Raw genomic sequence first — 14,157 nt, forward strand, 5'->3', positions numbered from 1 at the left:
TAAGAAGAAAAGGTTTTAATCTTAGATAACTAGCTAAAAAGCTAGTTATCTCTAAATTTACTTATTGATTTAAAATTTGATTTTTACTCTTACATAAATTCTGCCAATTTGAAACACTTTTGATTTCAAGACATTGTTTTAAACTTTCTTTTTCAGCTTGTATATTTTGCATTCTTTCATAAGTTAAAGCTTGGATATATAAAGCTCTTGCCTTATCCTTATCTGAAAGTTTTAATTTAAGCAAATCTGTTAAAACAGCTAAACTTTCTTCATTTTTATTGATTTTAGCCAAAGTATCAAGATACATAAATTCCAAATTAGGACTAAAAAGATTTATACCTTTAAAATTTTGATAGTCAATGGCCTTAGGTGCGTAAGTTAAAATCGTTGTTTGCATATTATGATCATTAGCATAAGAAAGTAAAGCATCGTAGGCTTCTACCATACTAAAATTCATTGGAAAACTTTCTAAAATTTGCAAAATTTTAATAGCTTGATTGTAGTCATTTAAACGCAACAAAGACAAAAATTGCAAATAATAAGCCTTAAAATTCTCATCATCGCTTTTTAAAATTCTAGAATTAGCTATATCTTTAGAAATTTTGATCACCTGAGGATATTGTTTATTATCAAAAAGAATAGATGCTTTTTGAAGACCATAAAATATAGAATCTTCATTATAATTTTTATCTATATAATCAAGTGCTTGTTCAACATTAGAAGTTCTGATAAGACAAGCTAACATTTGTTTTTTATTCTCAATTTTCTGACCTATATCATAAGCACTAAAACGCATAAAAATATTTGCAGCATTGATACAATTATCAGCTTTTATGGCATTTTTTAAATCATTAATGGCTGCTTTCTCTAAAAATTGAGTAGCATTTGGAATTTTTTTACTTTCTATAAGATCTTTATAAGCTAAAATGGCACTAAAATTTCCCTCTTTATAATAAAGTGCAACATCTTCATCTAAAGCTTTATTTGCAATATTCTCATCTTTATTTGCATATTGCTTCATTAAATCTGTATAACGCTGATGCAAAAAGCTTGCATTATTATCACCTAAAGCAAAGAATACCTCATCACTTGCTTTTTTAATTTCATCTAAATACTTACCATCTAAATAATCATCCATATACAAATCAAGGTATTTTTTAGCATCACTAGATCTGTTAGCATGTGATAAAACCAAGGCTAAATCTTTTAAAGTTTCTTCATAACTTGGATCAAGTTTGGACATTTTAGCAAAGGCATCTTCATAAATACTTGCACTTATATCAAATTGTCCTTTTTGATTAAATAATTTAGCAAGTTCTAAAGATCTTGGAATATCTTTTCCAAAATATTCAGGATTGGCTTTTAAAATGGTATTAATATATTCTATAGCTTTATTTACTTGCTCATTTAAAAGCAAATTCTTTGCCAAACTCATAGCTGCTCTTGCAGCTAAATCTAAATTTTTTGTATTAAAATAAGTATTTTCATAGATATTTACAGCTTTTTCTTTTTCATTTAAATTATAAATATAATCTGCATAATCAAGTTTTGATAACTGAGTAAAATAATTATTAGGTTGTTCATTATCCAAAATCGACATTGTATACTCTACATCAGCACGCTGAGCTAAAGCGATATAAGTTTTTAACATTATATGTAAAACTTCTGAAAAATTTTTATCACTTGTAAAAGTACGCATCCAATTTTTAGCATCATCAATCATCTTTTCTAAAATTTGCTGATCGCGTATACTTGGATCTTGAGTGTAAAGTTTATTTTGAGCTCTTAATTTATAAAGTATAAATTCACTAGTAAAAATACTGCCACGATATCTATTGATAGCATTTTGTGCATCAATCACCACTTGATTGTAATTAGCCTTATCGTATTCTTTTTTGATGCGTAAATAAGTATTGATATCTGCACTTTGAGGAATAACAACAGGATCAGAATTTAAATCCAAAGCTCCAACATAAGGCAAACTCTCATGTGGAAAATTGATATTAAAATCAAGTCCATCATAGTCTTTAATAGGTGCTAGTTCTGGTGTAAAAATAAAAGTAAAAGCCTTACTTTTATGCGAACTTGATGAACTGAGTTCTTTATCTATATAAATATTTTGAGAAGTGTCAAACATTCTTGCTTGTATTTTTGGCAAAATGATCATTTTAATTTTTTGAGCTTCTTGTATAAATTTTAAATCAAAAGCAGAAAAACTCTGATCTTTTAATTTATTATCAACCATACCTGCAATATCACATTCAAAATGAACTTTTGCTTCGGTAATAAATTTTTGACATGTAAATTCTAAATCATTACTCGCATGTAAAACTGCAAAAGCTTGATTATTTTCGCGACCCGTGTTTAAAACAAGCTCAAAAGCAAAAGCATTTAAAAAACTTAATAAAATTAAAAATAATATTCTCATAAAATAATTATAGCAAAACTCTTATAACATTAACAATATAGCAAAAGTGCTTACACAAACACAAAAAGCTAAAATAAAATTTTGTATAAAACTAAACTTAATATTATGAACCCTATCATTTTTCATAAATAAAACATGAATTAAAATCTTTAAATACGCATAAAGCATAATAACAGAAGATAAAGCCACAAAAAGCGCCAAATACCAATATCCATTTAAAATTGCTGTATTTAAAATCATAAATTTACCCCAAAACACTCCAAAAGGCGGGATACCTGCTAAAGAAAGCACACTAATGCTTAAACAAAAAGCAATTAAAGGTTTTTTAACCAAAAGCCCATTTAAACTCTCATAAGAATTATTCTCATAATTGCTTAAAATCATAAATACAGCATAATTTGCAAAAGCAAATAAAGTCCAATATCCAAAAATAGCAAGCAAAATTCCATCAAAATTTTGTTCTTTTAATAAAGGAATGCAAGCTACCAAAACCAAAGAAGAATGCACTACAGAACTATAAGCAAACATTTTTTTGATATTGTTTTGACTTAGAGCCGCAAAAGCACCTATAAGCATAGAAAAAATCGCTAGAACTATTATGATATATTCAAAACCTGTATTATTTAAAAAATCAAACAAACGAATAACCACAACCAACATGGCAACTTTTGGCACAACTGAAATAAAAGCAACCAAATTTGTATGTGCTGCATAATACACATCTTTAAGCCAAAAATGAAAAGGTGCCAAAGAAAGCTTGATTGCACAAAGAACAAAAATCATCACTCCAGCACCCAAAAGCATGGGATCTTTTTGAAACTCATTTTTTAATGCTAAATTAGCAGATAAATCTAAAGTTCCTGTTTTTAAATAAATAAAAGCTACAGCCATAACAAAAAACCCAGCTCCTACAGCCGCTACACTAAAGTATTTTATCGCACTTGAAATAGCATTATCACTTCCGCGCGTTGCTATTAAAGTATAAAGCGCTAAAGAAGAACTTTCAAGTCCTATAAAAATAAGTACTAAATTTGAGCTTGAAACCATCAAAAGCAAAGATGCAATCATAAATAAAAATAAAGCATAAAATTCACCTTGATTTTCTTCTTTTTGCATTAAAAGATATAAAAATGAAAAACACAAAATTACCAAAGAAGCATAAAATGAAACAATATCATTATTTAAAGTGGCCAAAAAAGCTTTTGCTTCTAAGCCTTGAGCATTTGCATTATTTAAAATCAAAAAAGCACTTACAATTAAAGATAAAGAACTTATACCGATATAAAACGATCGATGAAATTTCCAAAAACCAGAGCAAAGCAAAAGAACTATTGCAGTTGTAATTAAAAATAAAAATGGATAAGATAAGCTTATATTTAAAAGTTCTAAATTTAAAAAATTATTTAACATTTGCCTCTCCTATTTTAGATAAAAAATCTAAAGTATTTTGCTCAACAGCTCTAATATTCATTGTTTTTATAAGATTATCCACATCTTTTTGTATCGGCTTTAAAAGTATATTTGGCATAAGCCCTAGTCCAAAAATCATTACTACAATACACACAAGTGCCACTATTTCTCTAAGGCGTAAAGAAAAATTCTCTATAAAGCTTTGTTTTTGCATGAAAAATATTTTTCTAAATACTGCGAACATATAAATCGCTCCCAAAATAATCACCAAACCTGCCAACAAAGCGTAAAATAAATTAATCTTTGCTATACCTAAAAGAATTAAAAACTCTCCCACAAAAGAAACAGTTAAAGGCAAAGAAACGCTTGCGAGTAAAATTAACATAAAGAAAATTGAAAATAAAGGTGCTTTTTTGGCCAAAGAATGGTAAAAAGAAATATCATAAGTATGATATCTTTGGTATAAAAGTTCAACCATTAAAAATAAAGTTCCTGTTACAATACCGTGTGCAAACATATAAAAAACTGCACCACTAATACCCAAAGCATTTAAAGAAAAAATTCCCAAAATCATCACACCAAGATGTGAAATAGAACTATAAGCGATCAATTCTTTAATATTTTCTGCTCTATAAGCAATTAAAGCATTATAAACGATACTCACTATACATAAAGCTACAATTAAAGGCATAAAATACACACTCGCATCTGGAAAAAGCGGTAAACAAAAAAGCAAAAATCCAAAAGGAGCCATTTTAAAAACTACAAGCATTACAGAAACAAGAACAGGCGAATTTGCATAAACCTTAGGTGCCCAAGTATGAAGTGGAAATAAAGGAGCTTTGATAGCAAAAGCGATAAAAAATGCTCCAAAAAGTAAAAGTTGCTCTGTAAAATTTACTGCCGAGGCATTATTTTTCCAAATTTCTAAGTCAAAAGTGAAGATGTTTAAAAGTTGATAATTTAAATAAGCTTGATAAATCAATGCCACAAGCATTAAAATTGAACCCGCAAAAGCATAGATAAAAAATTTCACCCCTGCTCTAAAATCTTTACCATAAACTCCCATAATATAAAGCAAAGGCAAAAGAGAAAATTCCCAAAAAACATAAAACAACAAACCATCTTTTGCGCTAAAAAGTCCCATAATAGCAAATTCTAAAAAGAATATACAAGATACAAGTGCTTTTTGTTCTAGTTTCAAAAATAAAAAGCTTAAAAATATCATCAAAGAACTTAAAAGCATCAATACAAGTGCGATACTGTCTACTCCTACATGAAGGCTAAAAAATTTCAAAATTTTAAAAGAGAGATTATAATCAAAGCTTGCCCCTTGTAAAAAATCCGCAAAAATATCCAAATTTAAAGCCAAAATCATAAAACTTACAACAACGCTAAAAACCTTAACGCCTCCACGATTTAAAAGCAAAACCACAAAAGCAGCAATCAAAGGAAAAAATATCAAATAATTTAGCATTTTACACCATCCATACCAAAATCAACAAAATCACAAAAGTTGCCACCAAAAACCTAAGCATTAGGTTTAAGCTGTTTGGCATAATCATTTTTTGTGAAATATTTTGAGAATACAAAGCAATTTTTTCAACTATTCTATCAAAAATATAAAGATCACAATGTTTTAAAATCGCACATAAACTTTCATATTTTGAAACGATAAATTGATGATAAAACCTAGGAATAAAATAATCATTACTTAAAAGTTTGTGAATTTTATTTTCTTCAATACTTTCTTTAAACCAAGAATTTTTATAAGCAAAAATAGCCAAAATTGCACCCAAAATAGCTGCTACACTCGCACAAATCATTACAATTTGATTTTGCGCATCAATAAAAACTAATTTTGTGCTTAAATATTCAAAAAAACTATGTTCGAAAAATCCTGGAATAATAGCTAAAACCATCAAAGGACTCATAGCCAAAAGTGCGATTTTACTTGCTTCATGTGGATATTCATCATGTCTTGCAGGGGTAAAAAATACCAACATTAAAAGTCTAAAGCTATAAAATGCTGTTAAAAAAGCTGCGATTAAGAGCACTAAAAAAATACCATGATGAAAAGAAATGAAAGAATATCCCAAAATCAAATCTTTAGAGAAAAATCCTGCAAAAGGATAAATTCCTGCTAAAGCTAAAGATCCTATACACATTAAAATAGCTGTAATTTTTAAAGGTTTAAAAAGTCCACCCATTTTTTTAATGTCTAATTTATCATTCATAGCATGCATTACATTTCCAGCACCTAAAAAAAGTAAAGATTTAAAAAAAGCATGCGTAGCTAAGTGAAATAAAGCTATACCATAAGCCCCAAGTCCTGCAGCCACAAACATATATCCAAGTTGCGATAAGGTAGAGTAAGCAATAATGCGTTTTAAATCCCTAACCACCAAAGCCATAGAGGCTGCAAAAATCGCTACAAAAGCTCCGAGTAAGGCAATAATATAAGAAACTTCAGGAACTAAATCATAAAGCGTACTCGCACGAATTACCAAATAAACCCCCGCTGTTACCATGGTTGCTGCATGGATTAATGCAGAAACAGGAGTTGGCCCTGCCATAGCATCAGCAAGCCAAGTGTGAAAAGGAAATTGTGCAGATTTTCCCATAGCCCCTATAAATAAACAAGTTGCGATTAAGATCAAAGCATTGTGATCTAGGCTTTGTGCCATGGAAAAAACTTCATCATATTTTAAAGTTCCTGCTTGCAAATAAAGCCAAAAAATTCCTAAAAGCATACCCAAATCCGCAATACGATTCATAATAAAAGCTTCATTAGCCGCAAAAGAATAAGTATCGTTTTTATACCAAAAACCTATGAGCAACCAAGAGCAAAGCCCAACGCCTTCCCAACCTACGAAAAGTCCTAAAAAATTATCACTCATGACTAAAAAAAGCATAGAAAAGACAAAAAGCCCCAAATAAGCAAAAAATTTATTAAAACCTTCATCATGAGCCATATAAAAAATACTATAAAAATGCACACAAGTGGCTACAATACCTACAATACTCATCATAGTAAGCGAAATAGCATCTATATCAAAACCAAAATTTACTCCAGCAAACCATTCAAACAAACTCACATTAAAAGCTTCATTGCAAAAAAGCAAATACAAAGAACAAAAAGTACTCAAAGCTACTAGAAGTGAACAAAATATCCCTACGAATTGTTTTTTCTCACTCAAAGCAAAACAACTTGCAAACAAAAAAGCTACAAAAGGACTAAAAAGAGAAATCAAAGCCAAATTTTGCATACTAAGCCTCCACTTCTTTTAAGCTTTTTAATTCCAAAGTGCCTTTTCTTCTATACCAAAGCACGCACAAAGCTACACCAACAGCTACTTCACAAGCCGCTACACCCATGATAAAAAGTGCAAAAACCTGTCCATTTAAATCATTGTGCATTTTAGAAGCCGCTACTAAGGCTAAATTAGCACTATTTAATAAAATTTCACTCGAAATAAAAAGCATGATGAGATTTTGTCTTTTTAAAATACCTACAAGCCCTATGACAAACATTAAAATAGCAACGAAAAAATACTTTTCTATCATTGTTTTTCCTTTGTAAGCTCTTTATGAGTAAGCACTATAGCACACACTAAAGCAATCAAAAGTAAAATAGCTATAAACTCAAAAGCCAAAAGATATTTTGAAAAAATCGCTAAAGCCAGTTGTTTATTAAAATCAAACAAAGCAGGATCATTTAAAGGCAAATCCGTGCTGATATTTTGGTATTTAAAACCTATAAGCATAGTCAAAAGTAAAATCGCACTTAAAACCACCAAAGTAAAAAAACTTTTTTTAGCTTTAAGTTGTTCTTTAAATTCTTTAGAAGCATCAAAAAACATCATCGCAAAACTATAAAGTCCAAGTACAGCTCCACTATAAACAATAATTTGTATCACGCCTAAAAACTCTGCATCAAGTAAAAAATAAAATCCCGATAAAAACACCATTCCACCTGCTAAAGCCGAAAGAGAATAAAGCATATTTTTACTTAAAACCGCAATGCCAAAAAAACCTAAAACCACTACACTAAAAAATACAAAAGCCAAATTTTCTATCATTTGTTTTCTCCTTGCTCTTGTGTGTTTTGATTTTCTAAGGCACTTTCAAGCATCGCATCGTAATAATTTGGCGTTTTTTTAACCCACAAATTTGCATCCTTTCTAAGACTTCCTGCTCCTTCAAATTCAACTTGATTTTTAAGCTTATCAATAGGAGTTAAAAAATCTTGCTTATAACCAAAATAAGATCTTTGCTCGGCCGCATTTTCATACTCTGTGCCATGCACTATAGCAAGTTCAGGGCAAACCTCAGCACAAAAACCACAATAAATACAACGCCCTAAATTAATACTATAATTTCCTACTTTTTTACGCCCATTTTCATCTAAAGAAGTTTCCATTCTAATACAATTGCTAATGCAAATTTTTTCGCAAAGCCCACAACCTATACATCTTTCGTTTTCACTTTCTATAAAACGCATCAGACGATGAACAGCACGGTAACGATTGTCAAGTTTTACCTTTTCAAAAGGATATTTAATCGTAGCGCTATTATTTCTCTTAAGTAATTCTCTCATCATCACAAAAAGCCCTACAAAAAGCTCTAGTTTAACGCTTCTACGCAAAGCTTGTGAAATTTTCTCCCAAGTGCTAACAGGAGTTTTTCTTTTCTCATCCACTAAATAATAATTTTTCATATCAAACTCCTATAAAAGAACTGCTAAAGCAGTGATTAAAAGGTTTAAAACCGCTAAAGGGATTAAGATCAAATAGCACATTTTCATCACTTGATCTGGACGCAATTGCGGAAAAGCTGCTCTTGCCCAAAAATACCAAAAGAAAATAAAACTTGATTTTACTATCATCATAATCCAACCAGGAATAATCCAAAAGCTATTAAAACCCCCTAAAAACAAAAGAGTTACTAAAATAGCTCCAGCTATCATAGAAGCATATTCACCTATAAAAAACATACCCCATCTTAAACCCGAATACTCCGTTCCATAACCCGCTACAATTTCAGCATCATTTTCCGTCAAACAAAGCGGAGTTCTATTAGTCTCTATAAATAAAGCAATTATAAAAAGCACAAAAGCCAAAGGCTGTTTAAAAATAAGCCAAGAAAAAAATCCATCGCTTTGATAATTGTTAATATCCACCAAAGAAAAAGAACCTACAAGCATTACAATAGCAATCAAAGCTAAAGCTCCTACGCTTTCATAGGAAATAATCGCTACAAGCCCTCTTGCAGCCCCTAAAATCGACCATTTATTATTACTTGCAAGTCCACCCAAAAACACCGCATAAAAGCAAAGTCCTGAAGTACCGATGACAAAAAGCAAAGCTACATTGATATCTGCCACTATAGGCTGAATTACCTTTCCAAATAAAGTAAATTCAGGTAGCATAGGAATAGCTGCTAAAGAAACAAAAGCACAAATAGCAGAAATCAAAGGTGCTATAGCAAAAATAAATTTTTGCGAATTTGAAGGGATTATATCTTCTTTAGTAAAAAGTTTTATCATATCAGCTACAAGTTGAATAAGCCCAAAAGGCCCTACCATATCAGGCCCTATGCGTCTTTGAAAATAAGCTAAAACCTTTCTTTCAGCATAAGTTGCAAGACCTGCTAAACTCGCAAATATTGCAATGATAATAATACATTTAATTAAAGCCTCTAAAGCAAAAAAAGCAAAATCACTCATGGCTTGCTCCTAATTTTTCTAAATTTGCCGCAACAAATCTTTCATCAAAAAAGCTTAGCGTATCAAGTTTTTCATCAAAATACGGCAAGAAAGCTCCATTTTTTATATCCTTATCCACACGCACGCTAAGGCTTAATTCTTTATCTTTTATTTTAAGTTTTACAAGATCTTTATCTTTTAAATTTTTCTCTTTAGCTAAATTTTCACTCACACCTAAAAAAATCACCTCATTAATCGCACTAGCACGATTTGAAAATCTACCAAATTGATAGCTAGGATTAGCACTATAAAGCAAAATTTCATCTTCTTTTAGGCTTAAATTTTCAAAATTTGGAGAGATGAATTCTTTTTTAGCAACTTGTTTGAAACATTCTAAATTAAGCTCATATCCCCTTTTACAATCGCCTGCATTGGTATAAAAATTGTCTAAATGATCAAAATCAATCGGAGAAAAACCTTTATTTATAGGGAGTCTCTTAGTATAATTTATAGTATATTCCTCATCAAAACCTAAAGCATTAGCCAAATCATTTAAAAAATATCCCTTAAATTCTAAAGCAGCATTAGTTGGTACCACTCTTTTATCATAATTTAAAAAAGTTCCTTCTTGCTGATTTAAACTCGCACTAGCTAAATTTGCATGCTCTTCATAAGAAAAACTAAAATCACCTTTTTCATTGTAGCCTAAAGTCTTGCCTTCTTGTGTATTGTTATCCAAATCACAAATCATAGCCACACCTAAGGTATTAGTATGCGTAGGATTTAAAAAGACTTTAAAAGGAGTAGTATTTTGGATCAAAGCAAGTAATTTAGCAAGTTTTTTCGCATTTTTATGAAAATAAAAATCACTCCCTACAACAAGAGTAAAATTTGCTTTTTTAAGCAATAAATCTTCTAATTTATCTTCATCTATGCCTAAATTTTTAGCAAAAACAGACCGTTGTACTTCTATGATTTTTTTTACTTTTTTAGGTACGACTTTTTTTACTTCTTTTTGAATTTCATTGCCTTCTTCATCTTTTTCTATGACTTGTTCTACAACTTCTTCGTTGATACTTTCTTCTATTTCTTTATTTTCACTAACAAAAAACTCTGCTAAATGAGTTTTGATACCTTCATCTTGGCTAAATTTTTGAAGTAAAAAATATAAAATTTGCTCTTCATCGCCATTTTTATGAATGTGCGGGATAAAATTTTTAGAATATTTTGCTATACCCATATCTTCCATAGGATGAAAATAAAGCCCTGAGCCTTTATTCATCACTAAAGCATTATTGATTTTATAACTAAGCGTTGGAGCATCATATCTTAAAAGCATTCCAGCCACAACCAAAAAATCACTTTTTGTTATATCTTGAGTATTAGCGCTATAAAACTCACCAGAATTAGCGATAAATTCTTGTAAAAATTCTTTAAATTTCAAAGCTTCTTCATTGATTAAAGAAAGATTAAATTTCTTTTTTAAATTTTGTAAAATCAAAGCTTCTTCATTGGTAATAAAACTATTAAATTTAATGTTTTTAATTTCATTTTTCTCAAAAAGCTCCACAAGTTCTTTAAAGGCTTTTTCATCTTTATCCGCCTCATTTTGCGTATCAAAAGCAAATCTTGCAGCCTTATTTAAACTTGCAAAGGCAAAATCATTACTCACACGATAAATTTTTTCTTTTTGATTGCTAATACCACTTTGCTTAATATCATAATACATCAACTCACAATCGCTTGAATGTGGATTTGAAGCAGGGATTCTTTTAAGTTCCCAAATATTTGAAGTGTATTGAAATTTCGAACCTATCAAAGCTCCTGTTGGACACACGCTTGTACATTCTCCACAAAATGAACAATCAAGCGCGTCGCCATTTGTAGGGCCTATCAAACTTTTTTGAAATTTAGTCCAAATCGCATAAGCATCTTTTCCCATGCTCTCTTTAAAGCTATTATCCACACTATCTCCGCCACGAGGAACAGTCTTTAAAGCACTTTCTCCGATTTTATCCTTACAAACTGTAATACAACGCTCACACACTATGCAAAGTGCGGGATCGTAATTAATCATTCCCCAATGTTTATGTGGTTTATGCGTGTCTTTAATCCAATGTTTTTGAACATTTACACGACTTTTATGAGTAAAATTTTGCAATTCACACTCGCCTGATTTATCGCAAACTCCACATTCTAAAGGATGATTGATACAATAAGCTTGCATGATCTCATTTCTTTCATCCCAAAGATTTTGTAAATCACTTTCTACAACCATACCCTCTTTTGCTTTAGTATTGCAAGAATATACCTTTTTACCATCAGCTTCAACCATACACATACGACAAGCCAAAGTAGGACTACAGCCCGAAAGATAGCAAATCGCTGGGATAAAAATATCATTTCTTCTTGCTATATTTAAAATATATTCGCCTTCTTCAAAGGCGCAATCTATACCATTAATCTTAACTGTCATTTTGCTTCCTTTATGCGAATTGGAGTAAAATCAAAACCATTGTTTTCATAATTTAAAAAAGCTATAGTGCCTTGTAAATTTTCATCTAAACAAAGCTTGGTTTTAAGACTAAAATCTTTAGCCAAAATTTCAACTTCACTTTGATCTTTGCATTTTGCAATTTGTAAAAATTGCTTTGAACAATGTAAATTTTTATCTTGTAAATTTGCTCTAAAAAGCACTAACCCGTCATAATTATCGAGTTCTTTTAGGGTGTTTAATTTTGCCTTTTTAAAATCGCATTCTTCTTCATCGCTATCTAAAATCTTTAATCCATATTTTACACTTAGGAAATTCAAAAAATATTTGATATTTTCACTATCTTTATAAGAATGGATATTTTTATCTATAATTAAATACTTAGTCTCTTTTAAAAAAGCAAGCACTTCGCCTGCTTCTTCCTCTCCAAAACAAGATTCAGCACTTAAATATCCCTCATCTAAATCGCAAAATTGTCCTTCATCGCTTAATTTACAAAGCAAGGCCAAAACAAAACTCAAACTTGCAATTTCGCATTTGTAAAATTTAGCTTTTAAGTTTTTATCTTCCAAACAAGAAATATTAATACTATTTACACCTATTTTTTCACATAAATTTTTGTTTTTAAGGCTTGGCATATCTAAAAAACAAAGAGCATTATCATAAATCATACTCTCTCCTTTTTTATAACAATAGTCCAATCGACTTGATTAAATTTCAAAGAATTTAAAAGCTCACAGCCTTGTTCTTTTACAAAAGAAAAACTTTTTTCAACAGGAGAAAAATCGCCGATTTCAAAAAGCACCACTAAAACCTCACCTTGTTTTGCTTCTTTTATGATTTGTGCTAAATCTTCAAAAAGCTCTTTGCTTTTTCTTAAATCTACCCTTCTCATCGATCTATCTCACCTAAAACTATATTTACATTACCCATAATGGCTACAACATCAGCTAAATAAGTACCTACAAGCATTTCTTCAAAAAACGCACAATGCCAATAACTAGGCGTTCTAGCCTTTAAACGATAAGGTCTTCCTGTACCATCACTATGGATAAAAAAGCCAAGCTCACCTTTTGGACTTTCAGTAGGCACATAAACTTCGCCTTTAGGGGGTTTTAAACCTTGAGTGATTAAAACAAAATGCTGCATTAAAGAATAATTCTGCGTTAAAATTTGTTCCTTTGAAGCACTTACATACTCAGGATGCGTAGCTAAAATTTCAGGTGGAGTATCTTTATAAAGCATGGCACATTGTCTAAGGATTTTCAAACTTTCACGAAATTCTTGCATATAAACTTTATATCTTGCATAAGAATCCCCTTGCGTAGCATAAGGCACGCCAAATTCGACTTCATTATAAAGCAAATAAGGCTCTTCTTTGCGTATATCGTATTTTATGCCACTTCCTCTTAGCATCACACCCGTACAACCCCAGTTTAAAGCTTGTTCTTTAGTAACTACACCTACATTTTCAGTTCTTAAACGCCAAATTCTATTATCATCTAAAAGATCTTCATAATCTTTTAAATCATTTGGAAATTTATCGCAAAATGCAAGCATTTCTTCTAAATAATTCTCAGGTAAATCAAGCATAACCCCACCTATTCTCATAGAAGAATGCGTAAGCCTTGCACCACAATACTTTTCTATCAAATCCAAAACATACTCACGTTCTCTAAAGCAGTATAAAAACACACTCATCGCACCAATATCAAGCGCATGAGTGGCAAGCCAAAGCAAATGTGATGTGATACGGTTTAATTCTAAAAGTATCATGCGTATCACTGCGGCACGGCGTGGAATCTCTAAACCACAAAGCTTTTCAACCGCTGCACAATAAGCATAATTATTCGCTGAAGCAGCGATATAATCCATTCTATCAGTAGTAGGAATAAACTCTTGATAAATCATATTTTCAGCCATTTTTTCCATACCACGATGCATATAACCTATACAAGGACGCGCTTTTACAACTTGCTCTCCATCAAGTTCTAAAATAAGGCGTAAATTTCCGTGTGCTGAAGGGTGTTGAGGGCCTAAGTTGATAATCATTTTTGAGTCTTCTTGCTCAAAAGCTATATTTTCATAATAAGGTTTTAACTTGCTAGGAATTTGCAT

Annotated in this window: 12 protein-coding genes; all 12 read right to left on the bottom strand. The window is 30.7% G+C overall.

The genetic code is table 11. The annotated features are described in order from the left end of the window. Positions 1 to 61: 61 nt before the first annotated feature. The 12 genes from FBF15_RS06235 to nuoD are packed head-to-tail and all read right to left on the bottom strand — an operon-like array spanning position 62 to position 14,157. Positions 62 to 2,428, bottom strand: coding sequence for a hypothetical protein (locus FBF15_RS06235; RefSeq protein ID WP_002892155.1), 2,367 nt, complete (start codon positions 2,426 to 2,428; stop codon positions 62 to 64). A 21-nt stretch (positions 2,429 to 2,449) separates the two neighbouring features. Next, positions 2,450 to 3,838, bottom strand: a complete 1,389-nt coding sequence (locus tag FBF15_RS06240; RefSeq protein WP_002865111.1) for an NADH-quinone oxidoreductase subunit N — start codon at positions 3,836 to 3,838, stop codon at positions 2,450 to 2,452. Then, positions 3,828 to 5,315, bottom strand: a complete 1,488-nt coding sequence (locus FBF15_RS06245; RefSeq protein ID WP_002896950.1) for an NADH-quinone oxidoreductase subunit M — start codon at positions 5,313 to 5,315, stop codon at positions 3,828 to 3,830. The genes FBF15_RS06240 and FBF15_RS06245 overlap by 11 nt, the downstream gene beginning before the upstream one ends. Position 5,316: 1 nt before the next feature. Beyond that, the gene (nuoL, locus tag FBF15_RS06250; RefSeq protein WP_165434609.1) at positions 5,317 to 7,107 is read right to left on the bottom strand and encodes an NADH-quinone oxidoreductase subunit L; all 1,791 of its coding nucleotides are present in this window, start codon (positions 7,105 to 7,107) and stop codon (positions 5,317 to 5,319) included. Between the two features lies 1 nt (position 7,108). Further along, complete coding sequence (nuoK, locus tag FBF15_RS06255; RefSeq protein ID WP_002851490.1) at positions 7,109 to 7,405, bottom strand: NADH-quinone oxidoreductase subunit NuoK; 297 nt, start codon at positions 7,403 to 7,405, stop codon at positions 7,109 to 7,111. Beyond that, a complete protein-coding gene (locus FBF15_RS06260; protein ID WP_002867593.1) occupies positions 7,402 to 7,920 on the bottom strand; it encodes an NADH-quinone oxidoreductase subunit J in 519 nt (172 codons plus the stop codon). Before FBF15_RS06260 ends, nuoK begins: the two co-directional genes overlap by 4 nt. Then, positions 7,917 to 8,558: an NADH-quinone oxidoreductase subunit NuoI gene (gene nuoI / locus FBF15_RS06265; protein ID WP_002867592.1), complete on the bottom strand. Its 642-nt coding sequence runs from the start codon at positions 8,556 to 8,558 to the stop codon at positions 7,917 to 7,919. The genes FBF15_RS06260 and nuoI overlap by 4 nt, the downstream gene beginning before the upstream one ends. A 9-nt stretch (positions 8,559 to 8,567) precedes the next feature. Beyond that, a complete protein-coding gene (nuoH, locus tag FBF15_RS06270) occupies positions 8,568 to 9,566 on the bottom strand; it encodes an NADH-quinone oxidoreductase subunit NuoH (RefSeq protein WP_002867591.1) in 999 nt (332 codons plus the stop codon). Then, a complete protein-coding gene (locus tag FBF15_RS06275) occupies positions 9,559 to 12,021 on the bottom strand; it encodes an NADH-quinone oxidoreductase subunit G (protein WP_002867590.1) in 2,463 nt (820 codons plus the stop codon). Before FBF15_RS06275 ends, nuoH begins: the two co-directional genes overlap by 8 nt. Next, complete coding sequence (locus FBF15_RS06280) at positions 12,018 to 12,710, bottom strand: hypothetical protein (RefSeq protein WP_002870002.1); 693 nt, start codon at positions 12,708 to 12,710, stop codon at positions 12,018 to 12,020. The genes FBF15_RS06275 and FBF15_RS06280 overlap by 4 nt, the downstream gene beginning before the upstream one ends. Beyond that, entirely contained in the window at positions 12,707 to 12,934 is a 228-nt protein-coding gene (locus FBF15_RS06285; protein WP_002824979.1) for an NADH-ubiquinone oxidoreductase subunit E family protein, read from the bottom strand. The genes FBF15_RS06280 and FBF15_RS06285 overlap by 4 nt, the downstream gene beginning before the upstream one ends. Further along, positions 12,931 to 14,157, bottom strand: a complete 1,227-nt coding sequence (gene nuoD, locus FBF15_RS06290) for an NADH dehydrogenase (quinone) subunit D (protein ID WP_002858926.1) — start codon at positions 14,155 to 14,157, stop codon at positions 12,931 to 12,933. Before nuoD ends, FBF15_RS06285 begins: the two co-directional genes overlap by 4 nt.

Source organism: Campylobacter sp. CFSAN093233, from assembly GCF_011068165.1.
Classification (GTDB): Bacteria; Campylobacterota; Campylobacteria; order Campylobacterales; family Campylobacteraceae; genus Campylobacter_D; species Campylobacter_D jejuni.